The sequence below is a fragment of the Bradyrhizobium paxllaeri genome (genome assembly GCF_001693515.2).
Classification (GTDB): Bacteria; Pseudomonadota; Alphaproteobacteria; order Rhizobiales; family Xanthobacteraceae; genus Bradyrhizobium; species Bradyrhizobium paxllaeri.
The window spans coordinates 5,145,824-5,163,268 of the sequence record NZ_CP042968.1; the positions used below are offsets into that span (position 1 = coordinate 5,145,824).

At 58.8% G+C, this 17,445-nt stretch carries 12 protein-coding genes and 1 pseudogene; 2 read left to right on the forward strand and 11 right to left on the reverse strand.

The window, feature by feature from the left end; genetic code table 11:
* The first annotated feature begins 11 nt into the window (after positions 1–11).
* Positions 12–1,310, forward strand: a complete 1,299-nt coding sequence (locus tag LMTR21_RS40235) for a preATP grasp domain-containing protein (protein ID WP_246174152.1) — start codon at positions 12–14, stop codon at positions 1,308–1,310.
* Between the two features lie 451 nt (positions 1,311–1,761).
* On the opposite strand, the gene LMTR21_RS24590 is transcribed toward LMTR21_RS40235, so the two are convergent.
* From LMTR21_RS24590 to LMTR21_RS24625, 8 genes and pseudogenes are all read right to left on the reverse strand, one after another.
* Positions 1,762–2,439, reverse strand: a complete 678-nt coding sequence (locus tag LMTR21_RS24590; RefSeq protein WP_065754577.1) for a 2OG-Fe(II) oxygenase — start codon at positions 2,437–2,439, stop codon at positions 1,762–1,764.
* Between the two features lie 37 nt (positions 2,440–2,476).
* A complete protein-coding gene (locus LMTR21_RS24595; protein ID WP_246174167.1) occupies positions 2,477–3,754 on the reverse strand; it encodes a GFA family protein in 1,278 nt (425 codons plus the stop codon).
* Between the two features lie 740 nt (positions 3,755–4,494).
* Positions 4,495–5,796, reverse strand: coding sequence for an FAD-dependent oxidoreductase (locus LMTR21_RS24600; protein ID WP_065754578.1), 1,302 nt, complete (start codon positions 5,794–5,796; stop codon positions 4,495–4,497).
* A 479-nt stretch (positions 5,797–6,275) separates the two neighbouring features.
* Positions 6,276–7,118 carry an electron transfer flavoprotein subunit beta/FixA family protein gene (locus LMTR21_RS24605; protein ID WP_065754579.1) on the reverse strand — a complete coding sequence of 281 codons (843 nt, stop codon included), beginning with the start codon at positions 7,116–7,118 and terminating at the stop codon, positions 6,276–6,278.
* 745 nt (positions 7,119–7,863) lie between these two features.
* The gene (gene nifA, locus LMTR21_RS24610; protein ID WP_065754580.1) at positions 7,864–9,687 is read right to left on the reverse strand and encodes a nif-specific transcriptional activator NifA; all 1,824 of its coding nucleotides are present in this window, start codon (positions 9,685–9,687) and stop codon (positions 7,864–7,866) included.
* A 219-nt stretch (positions 9,688–9,906) separates the two neighbouring features.
* Positions 9,907–10,629, reverse strand: a complete 723-nt coding sequence (locus tag LMTR21_RS24615; protein ID WP_430642594.1) for an SDR family NAD(P)-dependent oxidoreductase — start codon at positions 10,627–10,629, stop codon at positions 9,907–9,909.
* Between the two features lie 110 nt (positions 10,630–10,739).
* Complete coding sequence (locus tag LMTR21_RS24620; RefSeq protein ID WP_246174169.1) at positions 10,740–11,918, reverse strand: leucine-rich repeat domain-containing protein; 1,179 nt, start codon at positions 11,916–11,918, stop codon at positions 10,740–10,742.
* Positions 11,919–12,352: 434 nt separating this feature from the next.
* A pseudogene (locus LMTR21_RS24625) lies at positions 12,353–12,608 on the reverse strand (IS66 family transposase); the annotation flags it as partial.
* A 742-nt stretch (positions 12,609–13,350) separates the two neighbouring features.
* On the opposite strand from LMTR21_RS24625, the gene noeE reads away from it, so the two are divergent.
* Positions 13,351–14,313 carry a nodulation protein NoeE gene (noeE, locus tag LMTR21_RS24630; protein ID WP_084030788.1) on the forward strand — a complete coding sequence of 321 codons (963 nt, stop codon included), beginning with the start codon at positions 13,351–13,353 and terminating at the stop codon, positions 14,311–14,313.
* Between the two features lie 143 nt (positions 14,314–14,456).
* On the opposite strand, the gene tnpC is transcribed toward noeE, so the two are convergent.
* The 3 genes from tnpC to tnpA are packed head-to-tail and all read right to left on the reverse strand — an operon-like array spanning position 14,457 to position 16,903.
* Positions 14,457–16,109, reverse strand: coding sequence for an IS66 family transposase (gene tnpC, locus LMTR21_RS24635; RefSeq protein ID WP_148636006.1), 1,653 nt, complete (start codon positions 16,107–16,109; stop codon positions 14,457–14,459).
* A gap of 48 nt (positions 16,110–16,157) precedes the next feature.
* A complete protein-coding gene (tnpB, locus tag LMTR21_RS24640; protein WP_430642467.1) occupies positions 16,158–16,478 on the reverse strand; it encodes an IS66 family insertion sequence element accessory protein TnpB in 321 nt (106 codons plus the stop codon).
* A 23-nt stretch (positions 16,479–16,501) separates the two neighbouring features.
* A complete protein-coding gene (gene tnpA / locus LMTR21_RS24645; RefSeq protein WP_148636007.1) occupies positions 16,502–16,903 on the reverse strand; it encodes an IS66-like element accessory protein TnpA in 402 nt (133 codons plus the stop codon).
* Positions 16,904–17,445 lie beyond the last annotated feature (542 nt).

Here is a 17,445-nt window from a genome sequence, read left to right on the forward strand (position 1 = left end):
GAATCCTAATTATGAATGCCGGTACCGCCCAAATGTCCGGTGCCGATCTAACGGCACTCCAACTTTCGCTTGCGGCCAAGTCGGCTTGGCGCTCCGTATGGTTTGCGCAACCGGGCGACCTAATTGTCTCTCCGGTAGCGATCCCGACTGACCTGCTACAATATGTTGGTGCGACATTAAGGTTCGACCCATCGACTGTCTTGGTGGTCGTGCCGGAAAACGCGCACGAGATGGGTGTCCTTAGTGATTTCACTCTACAGTCCAACATAATTGTTGAACAGATCCGCCGCCACATTTGTGACAAAACACATTGGAAACTATATGCTTGCTACGCTACTGAAGGCGTCGCGCGCCTAGCGGCGATGCTCGGCGTAATGCAGTACGGGGACGAGTTCGCTCTGCAGCGGGGTCCTGATTTATTGAACCGCAAGAGCCACTTCCGTCAACTGGCAACAAGTACCATGCTTCCGTTGCCCAGTGGATGCATAGCAACAACTTCAGAAGAACTGTTCAGAGCGGTCAACTCGCTAAGGCTTGAAACCGGCAGCGTTATTGTAAAGTTGGACAATGGCGCCGGCGGGGTCGGAAATGTCATATTGACCGGCAAGGAGAGCGCTCCACTACCTGGGGCAAGAGAGACCCGGCGGGTCCTTTGGCCGTCGTTTGATCCTGATCAACTTTGGTCTGAGCTGACAACCGCCTCATGTAAAATAGTGGTCGTCGAGTCATACCACGTGGCTCGTTCTCTCTTCTATCTGGAGTTTGAAATCGAGGAAAATGGTTCCATCGCATACGTCAATAGCGGCAACATACGTCTGCGTCGAAGCGAAGATCCGTCCGAGAGAGCTCTCGTCTGGACTGGACTAGAACTTCCAAGCGACCTAAGCAATGAGCAGTACTCGACCGCTTACGAGCACGCCTATCGGTTTGTGGAGCTTGCGCGGACCTTGGGATACCGCGGAATGATCAACATAGATGCCATTTTTTCGATCGACGGGAGGCTGCTCTTTAATGAAGCGAACGGTCGCTGGGGCGGGGGCTCGGTACTGCACAGCATTGCTGACCGGATGCTAGGATCCGACTATTCCCATTCTCACGTGATTTCATCCGTGCGGAACGTCCGACTAAACTCCCTCCGAGAGGCGGTTGATTGTTTTGTCGATGAAGGATTGCTATTTGATAGCATACAGAAGGAAGGCGTTATTCCGCTTGCCGCCGATCAAGACGCAGGTACGGTCGAGTGCCTCGTGATCGCGCGCGATAGGCTCGTGGGCCGCAATTTCGAGCATCGATTATTGAGGATAGTCTGATCTGGACCACTGCCCCATGTCCACTATTCAAGATACTTTGTTCGGTCCATTTGCTTGTTCCAACTTGAACTACAGCCCTATTCCCAACCATCTGCTGGACCCCAAAGGCGCTTTGCGTAATGCGAGGTCAATGACGCGGGCTCCGGCGACGTTGACGGCACGCGATCGCTGGGTCAGAGCGCTAGCGTGCGCGCGAGCGTCGTCATTATTGCTCATCGTAATGCCCGGGCTTCTCCGGCAGGACGAATTTGCCCGGCATACCGAACCAGCACAATCAACGAATGTGCGATAGCCCTGAGCGACAGGGCAATGGGTTGAGCCAGAACAAAGCTGTTCCCCTATGGCCACGGGCGACGAAGAGAATCTTTGTGCGCCGCTACGGGCGCATCCAGTTAGAGCATCCGGCCCGCATCAATATACCTCATCCCGACGCCATTGCAGGCCGTGCCATCTAGCTAGCCGACCGCACGCGAGCGGCATGGTCTTCGACTATCCGGCGGTTCACACCGTCGTATTTTGAACAAAAGTAGACGAGTGACCGACGCTCCCCCGCGTGCACCTTCCTTACCTCATGCCAGAACCTACATGTTGTGATAAGCACTGTCCCAAAGTGTGGACGAAACACCTGCCGTTTGCGGTCGGTTGGATACACGACGAACTCACCGCCCTCGAACTCTGTCGTGAGCTGAACAATTACAGAATATTCGAAGTCGGGGTCGCTCTCAGCATCTAAATGGATACCAACGAAGGACCCAGGCGGCATGCGATGCATTTGGCATCGGCGAATCACGTACTCCGATGACGCTCCGAAGATCCTTCTGAGCGCAGAGACCCGCTCGTTTCTTTCCAGTAGTTTGATGATCTGCGCTGAAGCTGTACCATTCACGTTGCTAGGATTATGGCCGGCGTGATCTAGCCGCACTCGTTTCACAAAAACGTTGTGACAATCGCCGGCATCTCCCTTCCGAACCTGTTCTTCTGGAACATCGCACTGAAGCTGATCGATCCTCGTCAACTCGTCTTTGGTGAACAGCGTATCGGGGGCAATCAGGACCGTACCTCTATCTGCCAGCTCTGCACGGTATTCCGCGATGGCATCTTCTGAAAGCAGACCACGTTTATCGCTCATTGTGCGCGCCTTTCGGATTCACTCAAGTTCGCCTCCTCTAATCCGCGTGCAACGAACGGATCGCCAAATCCCAATTCTCGCCGTCGAAATCCTCTACTTCTATGCTTTCGATCGTCGTTTTATCTAGGCATCGAACATTTACGCTGAATCCTGCAGGGTTCGATCGCGGTCGATAAAATGGCTTTACGCCACAAAACCGACAAAACGTATGCCGAGCGATGTTCTTATTGAACTGGTATGTAGTGAGGACGTTTTCGCCGCATTCAATCCTGAGCTTGTCATCGGCAACGAGCATGTGCACAAATCCTGACATTTGGCAGATCGAGCAACTGCACTTCACTGCAGAAATCTCTGCTGGCGCTCGTACGTAGAACTTGACAGATCCACAATGACAGCGGCCGCTGTGTTCCACCTCCGCCCCACTATTTCCGCGAGGCGAATAACTTCCGACTAGATTGCGGCACCACTCTAAGCTGAGACCATACGCCCGATCGAATTCATCCAAGAAACGGTTATTGCAGTCGGCAGGAACCAGTTCGCTAATGAGCCTGGTTGTCATCTCTCCGTGATATTTCTCCGCAGGATCCTCGCCGCCGACATGGGCCTGGAAATACTCAAGATCGTCAGATCGCGCATCAAACGTCTTGACTAAAGTAGTCCACAGTGCCTGGATCATCTCCGCAGCATGTAGCTCGAAGGCGACCATGTGGGCGCAGCGGACTATGGCATCTCGCGACGACAAGCCATGATATAGCGCACGAAGGTACCGGCTCGTTCTGGTGCTGTAGTTAGGCTGTATTGCGCGGCCAAGTAGGCGCGACGCATCTCTTCTAAAGAGCTTTGAGTGGAAGTATTCTGTCTCCAGAATACTGGGTAGCGCAGCGTTGCCGCCCTGGAGAACCCGACTGTGTCCTCCCGTTTCATCCCAACAGATAAAGTTTGCGACCACACTGGTCAGCTCAACGTCCTTCGGGAGCTCTCGATTGCGGTGCATTGCCTCGAATACGAGATCCTTTTGCGATCCCGCCTGCAGATATGGGAACGCCTGTGACATCGCGAAGTATTCAGGTAGTAGACTGGCTACCTGATCTTTGGAGATTTCCGCAGCAAACGGATGGGCGCCATGCAGATCCCGGGCTCTGCGCGCCAAGTGCTCGCCGACCGGTATCTCTGAAGGTTGATCCAGTTTAGAAGAAGAAGGTTGGGATAGCGTCATTCGAGTCCGGGCATAGAGAGAGAGAGAGAGAGAGAGAGAGAGAGAGCGCTTAAGCCGCGCTAGCCTGCGATCACCCCGGACAAAGAGCGGGATTTCCATGTCAGCCTTCCCCTAGCGCCACCCGTCATGCGAGCTAGGTCTGTTGGGTCGCCATCATTTCTTTCTCCATGTTGTCCTGCGGTGCGTGTCCGGTTGGAGACGCGAAGTCGGAAACCTGACAACGTGGCACTATCATTCCACCTCGTCGTCCGGCCCCAGAGCCATTTGCTCACCTCAAGCAAGGCCCGTACCAATTCTCGCGACGTGTCCGGTTGGAAACGATCTGAGCGGAGTCAGAAAGCGCGTGGTTATGCCTTTTTCAAGCAAGGCTCACGCAATCACTTTTGCGGCGGGCCGATTGCTGGGAGACGGGCCGGATCGATTCGTTGGTGGCAGGGCGGGATTGAGACCACGCTTTTTCATTAACGAAAGGTGCTCCTGGGCGAGAGCTGTCTTCGATATAGTTTTACACATGATCAGCGGTGATCTTTGCCTCTACCAGAATGATCCCCAGGGTGGGTCAACGCCGCCGGATAAGCATTCCCGCTTGCTCGCCGATGAGCTGGGAGGGCGGCATTCGATGCGCCCCTCAACGGTAGTCCGCGTATGGCCTTCGTGTTCGACTCGTAGCGGCGCGGCAACAGCTTCAGCAGCAGCTGACTAACGGCACTGACGGGGCCTCGTGGGGCCGCCCTTGATGTAGCTGTTTGCGACGCATAACGGGCTATAGAACAGCTTGTCATTTAGCGCACCGAATGCTCGAAGTACATTTCCGGCGTCTCGCTCGAACTAGTGCTGATTCAGCGCCAGGCGCGCGGCAAGCGGAAGCCATCGCCGAAGAGTCCGGTCCACGACCACATATCACAAAAGGATTTTGAATCCGGCTTGCTCTCCCCCGCCTTTGGCCCGACGCCGATGCGTGCGAAGTTCACGATGGCCTTCGAGACGAGCTGCGGATAGCTGAGGAGAAAGTTCTCCGGCTGGGTATGGATAAGCGCTGGCATATACTTGTCGTTTTTCAGATCCTCATACGATTCATTCAGCATCTTCTTGTACAGTGAAAGAGTACTCGACGTGCTGCGAGCACCGCGCGACTTTACACGGAAGATCGCTTCCGCTGCAATTCTTCCAGAGATAATCGCAAGGTTCAGACGTCCACAATCGCCGGTATTGTTGAGTTCGGCGGCATCCCCAACCACCACCCAGCCTTTGCCGTAGAGCTGGGGTATGGTGTTGTAGCCGCGTTTCGGGATGAGGTGCGCGGAATATTCCTTGAGCTCTGAGCCGTTGATTAGCGGCAGAATCGACGGATGACGTTTGAAGCGTTCGAGTAGCCCGTAAGGCGTTTCGCCCGTTCGCTGGAGGTCGGAGACGAGGCAGCCGATGCCGAGCGAGAGGCACTCCCTATTCGCATAGATAAAACCCATGCCCGTCATGCCGCGCGAGATGGTGCCGGCAGCCTCGATGATGACCCCTTCGTCGCGCTTGAGATTGAATCGAGATTCGATGATCTCGCGCGGCAAGAGGTGCATTTCCTTGACCTGCAGCGCAATATGGTCGGGCGTCAACCGCTCGCGCAAGCCCGCGCGCGTCCCGAGCCAGCCATTGGCGCCCTCGGCGAGCACCACTACATCGGCGTGGATTATGCCATCCTGGCGGTCGGTACGCACACCAATGACGCGGCCGCGACAATTCTGCGCCAACTCCGTAACTGTACTCTGGTACAAGACCGTGGCACCGGCCTCCCTCACCTTCCGGGAGAACCATTTATCGAATACTGCGCGGATAACGATATACTGATTCGGTCGCTTGTCATTGCAGTCGTTGAAGCGGTAGCGCAGCCCGACATGGGAGCGGCTATCCAATAACCAAAATCGCTGCTCGACAAGGCGGCGCTCGAGCGGCGCGCCCTCGCGGAAATCGGGGGCCAGCTGTTCCATGATGTCCCCATCGAGGATGGCAGCCCGCACGTTCTTTGATCCGGAATATTCGCCGCGCTCGAGCTGCAGTACCTTCATGCCACGCTTGGCCATGGTCAGCGCCGCCGCGTTGCCGGCCATTCCGGCGCCAACCACGATGGCATCGAACCTCTCTTCGACCATTGGCCTCTCCCTTGTTCAGTGGCGCATGTTCTCAAAACGTACGCTCGCTTGTGACGCGGTCGCGTGAGCGCGGCGAACATCGAAGGCGGCGAAAGATGGTGGCTCCCAACAGCAGGATCTCCGCCTGATGGCTATTCACGAGATCGGTCGGCGCCATGCTGTAGGACTCGTCGCGGTAATCTGCGAACACGTTGACGGCTGCGACAAGGTCGGCGGGCGTAGGAGAAGAATTCGACCGCGGCGCTGCGTGTCGCCTCGGCCTCGGGACCGACAAACCGGCGCGAGACCAACCTTCCGCTTCTCGGCGAGCTTGCGGCCCGTGCCAGGAGATTGGATGCACCTGCCCGCGCCCCTGTTCGAAACGACCCAGACATGCTTGTCCGCCTTATGCCCCGGCAGCGCCTTCTTGGCAGCGCGCACCCTTTGCGCAAGAAACGCGGGAGCTCTTATCAGATAGTTCATCGCCAAGCCCCTTCAGATCAGGCATCGCGAGCTAGCGCCGCAAGGTCGGCTTCTAGCTTGGGCTGGTGCTTGAAGATGGCGTCGATCAATGCTTGCGCCGGCTGCTCGGCCGCCTCTACCAGCATCGCCTTCTCAGCACGCGCGGACGGCGCGAAGACACGCTTGACGACGGTTGGCGAGCCCTTGAGACCGCATTTGGAGATGTCCTCGACGCCAGCCTCCTGGGCGCTCCATTTCACGATCGGCGCTCGGGCGGCACGCAATGCATCGTCCATGGCACCGCGGCGAATCTGGTTGGTTGCCTCGAGCATGGTGATGAGACACGGCAGCCTGGTGCGGAGCACTTGGACGCCACCTTCGGAGCGCCGTTCTGTTTCTATTGTGCGCGCAGCGAGATCCAGCGCCCTGATCTTTGCGACGTAGGTAAGCTGCAGCACACCGAGCCGCTTCGCGACGCCGGGCCCAACCTGCGCGGTGTCGCCGTCGATGGTCTGCTTACCGGTGAAGATAAGGTCCGGCGGGCCATATTCCTTGCCGATTTTGCGGATGGCGGTCGCGAGCGCGTAAGTCGTTGCCAGCGTATCGGCGCCCGCAAAGCAGCGGTCGGTGAGCAGTACGGCGCGATCGGCGCCAAAGGTCAGCGCTTTGCGTAATGAGTCCTCCGCTGATGGCGGCCCCATTGTAAGGACAGTGATCTCGCCACCGAACTTATCGCGCAACTCCAACGCGGCCTCGAGCGCGAAGAGGTCGTATGGATTAATGATGGTGGGCACGCCCTGACGCATGATCGTGTTGGTCACGGGGTGCACGCGGATCTGCGCGGAGTCGGGAACCTGCTTGATGCAGACGACGTTGTGCATGTGCTTCTCCAGACGTGGCAACGGCTGGCGAACAGAACAGCAAGTGTCGTACCATTGCGCGAATTTCAATATCGGGCAGAAATACAACGGCTTTTGGGAAGCAATGTCACTGTCGCCTGACGTTCGCCGACGCAATTGCGACATTCGTCGTGACTACGACAGCCCGGCTCTCGCGGCGTGATTTGTTCTTGATCTCTCAATGAGAGCGGCCCAAAGACAGGATGCGCTTTGCCAGAGTTGATCCACACGCGATTTTGGGTCTCGTAGCGGCCGCTGCGCTCACGAGAGAGCGTAAGCCCTGAGCCGAGTTGCACTGGACGATGCTTCGCGTCGAGAGGAGCAAGGCGCCGCAATACGTTTGCGGCGTCTGCGACCGCAAGGCACACGGCGGTTTCTTTTGCGCAGGCCTCGCATCGCGCAGCGGTCGCCGCATACGATGCCGCGCGAATCGAACGAGGTCGAACAGCCCCCGATGGTCTCACTGACGGTATCAGGCCGTGAGCTAATGGCCAATGGCGACATGGCCAACGGATTCTTGCTGACAGCTTCGCGTTCGCACGAGCGTAGAAGGCAAGGGACCACCTGTGCCGGGCGGTTGATGCCAGAACCGGCGCTGACGCGGGGGCCGCATCCTATCGTGGCTCCAGGACCGCCCCAAACCATCACGCCTCTATTTTGTTTCGCCAACTATTCGCCATAAGCGGCGATAATCACGGCCCCGACACACCCAAAGTCCGACACTGCTTTAGAAGCGCTTGATCTCGACGCCATATTTCCTCAGGGCGTAGCCAATTTGGCGCGGCGTAAGTCCAAGCAGGCGCGCCGCCTTTGCCTGTACCCAGCCGGATCTTTCCATGGCCGCGATGACACGCTCGCGATCTGCCATCTTCGCACCACCTACAAGAGCTGCGCCGACCGGTGCCAGCGGGGCGAGCTCGCTGCCGAAAGGCGGGATCGATGTAGCAGTCTCGGCCGGCGGCGCGGCGGGCTTAGCGGGCACTGGTCGGATCGGCCCCGACTGCAGCGCCATCTCTTCCGATCCGCTCTTCCACAGCATCGCGGAAAGGCACTGGCCGTGGCAGCAGGCAAAGTCGTCTCTCACGATCGATGGTCCTGGTGTCAGAGTGGCGGTACGCTGCACGCAATTCTCAAGCTCGCGGACGTTTCCGGGAAAACCGCAGTTCGTCAGTACTTCAACCGCGCTTGCATCGAAGGTAAGCGTGCGGCCGTTCTCTCTGTTGAAATTCCTGAGAAACTCGGTCGCGAGGAGCGGAATATCACCGCGCCTTTCGCGCAACGGCGGCAGCAACAAGGGGACCACGCTGATGCGATAATAGAGGTCGGCGCGGAACTCGTTCCTTGCCACCGCCTCTTCCAGGTTCTTATTCGTGGCGGCAATCACGCGAACATCGACCTTAATGGTCTGGTTGCCACCGACGCGCTCGAATTCCTGCTCCTGCAGTACGCGCAACAGCTTTGCCTGGAATGAGGCCGAGATCTCGCCGATCTCGTCCAAAAATAGCGTTCCCTTGTCGGCGAGCTCAAAGCGGCCTTTGCGCGCAGTGAACGCGCTGGTAAAGGCCCCCTTCTCATGACCGAACAATTCGGATTCCAGTACCGTCTCAGGCAGCGCCGCGCAATTGAGTTTTATGAAGGGCCGCTTGGCGCGCGCCGACCGCTCGTGAATGGCCTTAGCGACCAGCTCCTTTCCGGTACCCGACTCGCCGCGCAACAGCACCGTGCTGTTTGATTTGGCTACGACCGCGATCTTCTCGAGCAGCCTGCGCAGCGCCGGGCTGTCGCCAATAATCCCCTCGACATGAACCTTCTTGCGCTCCCGCGCAGGCTGTTTGAGCTCGGTCAATTCCTTTTGCAGCCGGTCCTTCTCCGCCATCAGTCGCTCGCGGTCACACGCGAACAGCCGATGCAGCTTCACTGTCTGCCCCGCTAGGTTGGCGATCATTGTGAGCAGCCGGACGTCGTAATCGAGCCGGTCGCTCGACGCGTTGTCTAGGATGCGATCGATCGTCAGCGTGCCCACGACATTCGCATCGATGCGAATGGGAACGCCGATGAACGAAACTGGCGTGTCGTCGGAGGCCCCGAGCACCTCCTTGTCCGCAGCACTAAAGCTCGGATGCACTGCTACGTTTTCGGCCACGAGCGACTTGTCGGACGCCACGATCTCGTCGATTACCTTCTGCGGCAGGCGCATCCGGAAGCGCTCGTCGCTCCCTTCGCTCCAGCCGGCGCCCACGGTAATGTCCGGCACGCCATCATCGTGGAACAGAGAGACGATGCCGTGCCGCATCTGCACAAACGATTGCAGAAGATCGACGACGTTGGCCAGCGTGACTTCTAGCCGGCAGGGTGCGGTGAGCACTTTCGATATTTCGAAGATCCCGATAATCGCGCTCTCGTACAACGGCACATTAGGGAGCGCGTCGTCCGTCTCGGAGTTTGAGTTAGGCCTTTCGCGCACGGAAGGGATATGCAGCATGACGACGTCTCCGTTGTTATGACCATCCTCCCTGTCATCCTGTTCGGATTTGCGAATATTGTGTTGCATGTCATCCTCGATCTCGCCCCATTTTAGGATGACGCAAGAGATAACTTCTTATTATGGCACGATGGTAAAACTGCATCGCGACACGACGGTAAACTTACAGTGTGCTTTGACTTGCTTATTCTCTGCTCTTGCGAACTCGTCGCGCGCATTCCGTGGGAACACGAATTCCATTGATGTAGATCAAATCAAGTGCGACTTGTTTCTTGCAGGTACAGTCGATCACAGGTGTTGGCCGCCATTGATCGGCACCTCGGTGCCCGTGACATAGCTTGCCGCATCCGAGCATAGGAAGAAGATGACCTTCGCGACTTCTTCGGGTGTGCCCACTCGGCGCAGCGGAATATTTGGTACAAGACGCGCTTCCGTGTTCGGCGACAAAATATCGGTCTTGATCTCGCCGGGCGCGATCGCATTCACGCGAATGCCATGCGGTGCATAGTCGTGCGCCATTTCGCGCGTGAGACACGCGAGCGCGGCTTTCGATGTCGCGTAGGCGGAGCCGGCAAACGGGTGCACTCGGGACCCTGCGATTGAGGTCACGTTGACAATCGATCCTGACGCTGCTTTGAGCTCTTCAAACAGGCCTTGCGCGAGCAGAATCGGCGCCACCAGATTGAGGTGGAACACCTTCATCCAGGTTTCGACTGACGTCGTCAACGCCGTCAGTCGAGTGCCATTCGGCGTCTTCGGTGAAATGCCGGCATTGTTGATCAAGCCGTGCAATGGCGCGCCTGCGAGGCGCTCCTTGATCTCGGCGATGGCGCGCGGCAGCATGCGATGGTTGCTGAGGTCGACCTGGATATGGTTGTCGGCCCCTGACTTCCACGGGCAGCGCCCGCCATCGAATGGTTGGCGCGCGCAAGAAATGATGCGCCAGCCCGCTTCCGAAAACAGCTTTCCGGTGGCGTGACCAATGCCGCGCGACGCGCCGGTTAGCACCAGCGTGTTCTGTTCTCCCTGCTGGATGCGGACTCTATCGGTGTGAAACGGACAGCCCACGTCGGTCGCCGACGGTGGACTAGCGACCGCTTCGTCGTTTCTCAGATCGAGACTCAAACACGCCTCCCAATTCTCTTGCCCTCACCCGTGAACGCGGTGCAGGATTTGGGCCAGCGCGATGCGAAGGAACGCTCACGCGTTTTGCGGCCCAATGTCGCGCTCGCAACAGCTTGGCGGGTTCCACACATCGGGCGCGTATGCTTTCGGACAATAGCAAACGCAGGTGCACAAGCCGATTTTCGAGTCTCGCGTAATGTGCGCGGCACGACCTGCGGCTCGACTTGCACCGCTCCCCCGGCTATAGACAAAAAGATCTGCGGACCGGCATAGCCCCCGGCATGCATGGCTGTCGCCAGGTTGGTCAATACCCCCTCGGGCAGCGGATTATTCTCCAGATTAACGCTGGACTCACGGCCCAGCTGCGTCAGCAGGGTCTCTGGCACGCTGGTCAGCTGGTTGTTGCTGGCGCCGAGCCATAGGAGCTCGGCGGGGATCGTCTCGGGCAGGCTAGTCAGCTGGTTGTAGCTAGCGCTGAGCCATTCGAGCTCAGCCGGGAGGGGCTCGGGCAGATTGGTCAGCTGATTGTAGTCGACGTTCAGGCGCTGGAGCCCGGCTGGAAGATCGGGCAGACTGGTCAGCCGGTTGCCGCTGGCGTCGAGATCCTGAAGCGTTGCCGGAAGAGTATCGGGCAGACTGGTCAGCTGATTGTCGTCGACCCTCAAACGCCGGAGCCCGAGCGGCAGGTCTGCCGGCAGGCTGGTCAGCCCATTGCCGATGGCGTAGAGCCGCCGAAGCCCGGCCGGAAGGTCGGGCAAGCTGGTCAGCCGATTGTTGCTGGCGCGGAGCCGCTGGAGATCGGCTGGAAGGTCGGGCAGGCTGGTCAGTTGATTGTTGTCGACGTTCAGGCGCCGGAGCTCGGGCGGTAGGGGAGCGGACAAGGCGGTCAGGGACAGGGACGACAGATCCAGCGGCTGATCGACATCGCCCGCCTCCCGCCAAGCCCTCGTTCGACTTACAGCCTCTTGCCGATTCTCGTCTTCGCCCTGCCCCTCTTCGGCAGCCCGGCCCGTCAGGACCTGATCCTGCGACGAGGCGGGGTCGGCGGCGGACGCCTCCGCCTCGGTCAAGGCCTCGACCCACTGCGCCGCGGCCGGGGACCCTGGTTCGGAGGTTTCTGATTCGGAAGTTTCGGAAGGAGTGCCAGCGCCAAGCTGGGCCCGTTCTGCATTCATTGATGCCGTCTCCTCGGTAGCCAAATGAAGGGAATGCGCCGGAGCCGTGCTTCTCGAAGCCGGTAGCTCTCACCAGGGATGGTGATCACCGACTAACGAGGAAGCAGGCGATCACGGAGCGCGGTTGCAACCACAGAACCGCCGAACACGCTGCGCCATTCGCCCACAGGGCAGTTGCAGCAAGACCAGCACGTCCGGACGGAATCGACGGTTAACGAAAGGGTTCAGGGTTGTTTCGTTAGGCAATACATCCCCCCTCTCCTCTGCAGCAGATCAAGCCGCACATCGCAGTTCAGATAGACAGTATCTCAATGCTATAAGACTTACCTGTCGAAAAACTGACGAGTTTCGGAAGACTCATAATGCGCCGGTGAAAGCCCATCGACTCTCGAAGCTGCAGCGTCAACGGGGTCTACTGAAGGAAAACTAGTGACGGTCTGGCGTTCGGGACGCCTTTCGCGTAAATCCGCGCACACTCGTCGTCTTGGCTACAACCTGCTCCGCAGACAGCTCGTCAGTCGCGCCAATTTCCAGCTCTTCGAAGGTCAGCGCCAACTGGTCGATCAGCCGCGATGATGGCTCCGATCGATGAGCGTAGATCTGGCTCTCGAGCTTGCCGATCCTAAGCTTCTGATGGGCGATCAGCGCTTCGTCTTTCGCGGCTTTTGGACGGGCAAACGCGAGCGGCGCCCAATACCTTCACCAGCATTCGCATATGGCCTCAAAGCTAGACTTAAGAACCTCAGAAACACGACCGAACTTCACAAAGCAGCCGCCACCGAAGCGATACATCGAGCGCGACGAGCAGATTTAGATGATCGAGGCCCTGAACGCATGATCCGGACTTATCCAGCGCGCGGATGCATTCCATCAAAACAATCGATTTTACGAATGGGAAGAAACGCATAGCAAAAAGTCAGTTGGAGAAATTGAATTCAGGCATCCAGAATGGTTATCGATGTTCACCATGGCTCTGAGAAGATCTCTCCCGTGCGGCGGCGAGTGTCAACCGAGCCGCATGCCCATTGCGGCCACCTTCTCCGGCGGCGACGCAAGCTGCACCGCGCCGGCTTAACCCGACAAGTGCCCCCCGCGTCGCGTAAGCATTTGCCTCCGATAAACCTCCGTATAGCTTTTCCAACCTTTTTTGTATCACCCGCCTATCTACGTACAATTGAACCAACTCTCGACGTCGCCTTTGCTTTGCGAGCAATCAGGAGCTGCCGATTGCAGGTGCCAAATGCTTCTGCGATCCGGCCAAATGGACTCGAATTCTATAGCTCGCAGATCATGCGGAAGATGCAGGCGAAGTCCTCCTCATGTCACGATGCTGCGCACGCGGTCACATGTGGAACAGCTCGGCTGCCGTTATTTCTTTGAACCGGACACAGGGAGGCTTGGGCGGCCGCTCGCTTTGTGACATGAGGGAATCATGAGCCGAGATGCCAACGATTTGCCTGCGGTCTGCTTTCTCCTTGGCCTTCCCCGGTCGGGGACGACGCTGCTGTCGCATTTGCTGCAGCAGCACCCAGATATTATGGCGCCGCCTGAGCCCTGGTTGATGCTGGCACTTGAGGCATTTGGCAGGGTGGACCACCGTCATCCAGCGGGGGCATCACTGATTCAGGATGCAACGTCCGAGTTTTTGAGCCGAATCGATCATACGATTGTCAGTCGCGCTTTTGCCGATACGGCTTACGGTCAATATTTGGCAGCAGCGAGCAAGCGTACCTTCATAGACAAGACGCCGCGCTATTGGATGGTGCTCGATTTTTTGGATTCTCTCTATCCAGAAGCGCCACACATACTTCTGTTCCGTAATCCCTACGCTGTTGCCGCTTCACTGAAATCGACATGGGGCATCCCGCTCGTGCCGGAAACTTGGCCGCCCGCGAGCCTATCTGGTCTCTCCGATCTTGTGCTCAGCCTGCCCGCTGACATCGCATCTTCTCTCGCAGATCTCGTTCTGGGCCTGCCTACGCTCGCGGCGCACCGCGGTCGAACGCAGGCGCAGACCGTGCGGTACGAACATTTGGTGGCGCGCCCCGACGAGGAAATCCAGCGCGTGATCGCTGGCCTCGGCTACGATCCAAGGGGCATTGCATCGGCGACGATGGAGCAGCCGGAATATCTTCGGTCCAGTCGCTTCGGGGATCGAAAAATCCTGGAGAGAAAGGCAGTCGATGACCGCTCAGTCCACACTTGGCAAACCGAACTGAGCATCCAAGAGATGCAAGCAATTACGGATGCAATTGGCGCCGAGCTTTTGATAGAGCTCGGGTATGAGCAGGAACTTCAGCACGTTCAGCAAGCCGGGATCGTGGATAGAGGTCGGGCTGTAACCGAACAGTATCGCCAGGTATTTCGAACTTGGTGGGATTCGCGCCGCCCCTAGTGAGAAGCTCGTGCTATATCTCCGTAGAGGCTGCGCCAATCAGCATTGTTTGGCAAGCTGGAGAGAAGTACGCATACGACGAAGACCGCCTGATTGACGCATGCGCGCGGGCACAGTGAGCTCTATGATCGGTTGGGTGATGGTCAGGCGGCCCGCTGACCGGCGGGCTTATCGGCCTGGCGCAGGAGCTTCCATTCCCAGGGCAGCAGTTCGTGCAGGCGCGACGCGGGAAGATCGGCGATCCGGGCGAGGACGTCGGCGAGCCAGGCCTTGGGATCGACGTCGTTGAGGCGACAGGTCGTGATCATCGTCAGCATGATGGCGGCACGGTCGGCGCCACGCTGGCTACCAGCGAAGGTCCAGTTGCGCCTTCCCAAGGCGATGCCTCTCAATGCGCGCTCAGCGCAATTGTTGGTCAAGCAGATCCTGCCATCGTCGAGGAAGCGGCCGAAGTCGTCCCAGCGCCTGAGCATGTAATTCATTGGCTTCAGGACCTCGGAGGAGCGCGAGAGGGTTTCGCGCTCACACAGCAACCAGGCGTGCATGTCCTCGAGAAGGGGCTTGCTCTTTTCCTGGCGCACGGCGCGCCGCTCGTCGGCGTCGCGGCCGTCGATGGCGCGCTCGATCTCGAACAACGCATCGAGGCGTCTGACCGCCTCCAGCGCGATCGGAGAGACCGGTTTGCCCTTCTTACCTTCGCGGGCATTTTTCTCGATGTCAGCCAGCTCGAAGAAGCCCCGCCGCGCATGGGCAAAGCAAAACGCCGGCGTGATCGGCAGCACCTTCTTCTGCGGGTCGAACAGCGGCTCGAAGCCGTTGTAGCAATCGGCTTGCAGGATACCGGCGAAGGCGGCCAGATGCTTCTGGGGATGCTCGCCTCGTCGGTCGCTCGAGGCGTAATAGACCGCCGCCGGCGGCGCAGGCCCGGCGAAGGGCCGGTCATCCCGCACATAAGTCCAGATCCGCCCGGTCGTGCACTTGCCCTTCGCCAGGATACGGATGGTGGTGTCATCGCCATGAAGGCGCTCGGCCGCGAGCACATGGCGTTCGATCAAGTGGAAGAGCGGCATGACGGCGGAGGTCCCGTGGCCGACCTGGTCGGCCAGCGTCGACAGCGGCAGGTCGATCCCCTCGGCCTTGAAGCGCGCACTCTGGCGGTTGAGCGGGATATGCATACCGAACTTGTCGAACAGGATCGTCGCCAGCAATTGTGGGCCGATGAAGCCGCGCGGCGTCGCATGGAACGGCGCGGGCAGCTGGCTGATCTTCTCGCAATCGCGGCAGGTGAACTTCTCGCGTACCGTCTCGATCAGCTTGAAGCGGCGCGGGATCTCCTCCAGCGTCCCGGTCACATCCTCACCGATCTTCGCCAGCCGCGATCCACCGCAGCAGGCACAGGTCGTTGGAGCCTCAATGACGATGCGTTCGCGTTCGATGTCGTCCGGCCATGGCTTGCGCACCGGCCGCTTGCGCATGAAGGGGCGGACGTTCTGCGTCTTCGCCGCGGCGGCCTGCGCGGCAAGCTCATCCTCGCTCGCTGTGGTGACGAGTTCTTCGAGCTCCAACTCCAGCTGCTCGAGCAGCCGTGCCGAGCGCTCGGAGCGCTGCCCGTACAGTTCGCGTTTGAGCTTCTCGATCCGCAGCTCGAGATGCGCGATCAGCGCCTCGTTGTCCGACAGCTCCGCCTGCGCACTGGCAGCCACCGCCTCGGCTCGCAGCCGCGCCTCACGCTCGGCCTGCAGCGCCGCCAGGGCACTCGCAAGGTCCGATGGAAGATCGTCCGGCTTCGATATCATGAAGCCATTGAATCAGATCAAGCAGCAGATTCAAACCGTAAAAAGCGGCTATCCGACCCGCGTCGGCCGATGGGTTTCTTGTGGGTTACGCCAATCGATCCCGGACAGCAGATAGCTCAACTGCGCCGGCGAGATCGTTACCGATTCACCGGCAACCGATGGCCAGATGAACTTTCCTCTCTCGAGTCTTTTTGTGAACAAGCAGGCTCCCTGGCCATCGTGCCAGATCGCCTTCACAAGATCGCTGCGGCGACCGCGGAAGACGAACAGATGACCGCTGAGCGGGTCTTTGTGCAGCACCTCCTGCACTTGGAGTGCCAGCGACGGAAAGCCTCTGCGCATATCCGTGTAGCCTGTCGCGAGCCACACTCGCACATTCCCCGGTATCGCAATCATCGGCGTCCAAGCACATCGAGGACCCGCGCCAGCGCCTCCGGATCGACGTGCGCATCCACCCGGATGCACTGTCGGTTGCCGAGATCGATCTCTATCAATCCGGTACGCGCGGCTGCCACGGAGCGAACTCGGCCATCAACCGTAGGCAAAAGCTTCGGAGTTTCCTCAGCCGATGCTGCTACGGCGGCGATCTGCACCGGCGTAAAAGATGGTACAACTTGTTCCGATGTCCGTGCTTGTCGACGCCAGGTAAACACCAAGCTGGCCGCTACTCCGTTGCGACGCGCAACCTCAGTCACCTTCGCGCCCGGCGCCAACGTCTCCTCGACAATCCGTGCCTTGTCGTCCTGCGACCAGCGCCGCCGCCGCTCCAGCCCGCCCAAAACCTCGACCCGCATCGCCTGATGACCTTAAAGCTGGACTTAAGGTCACACGCTTCGCGAATTACCACCCGTCACGCAAGACGGCCCCCGTCGGATGCGTACGGAGAGAACTCCTCCTCGCCTTTTGATACCCCTCCATAGTTCGGCAGTCGCAACGTCCAGCCGAGTCCAAGATGGCGGAGAATTTGAAACTGGCGAATTCGATGGCGGCCGTTGGAACAGGGGCTCACGCCGTCAAAGATCACTCGTAGGGGCGAATGCCATTCGTGATCGCGATGTCACCATCGAGACATTGCGGGGCATCGTCCGCGGGCAAGATGAGTCGGCGGAAGGCATATTCAGCTACGAGCAGTTGAAGCAGCGCGTTCCCCTTGCGGGGCTTCGAACCCATTGAGACAGCGTTGAAGGACCTGTCGCGAAACGTCGAAAGCCCATTACGCCCCGAAAGCCGTTCCTTCTGCCCAAGCGGCTGTTGTGGGCTCCGCTGCTGAAAGCCTTGTACCCGGCGCGATCTGACCGGCAGTTGATCGCGTAGCTCGACTACGAGCTGTTTTTCC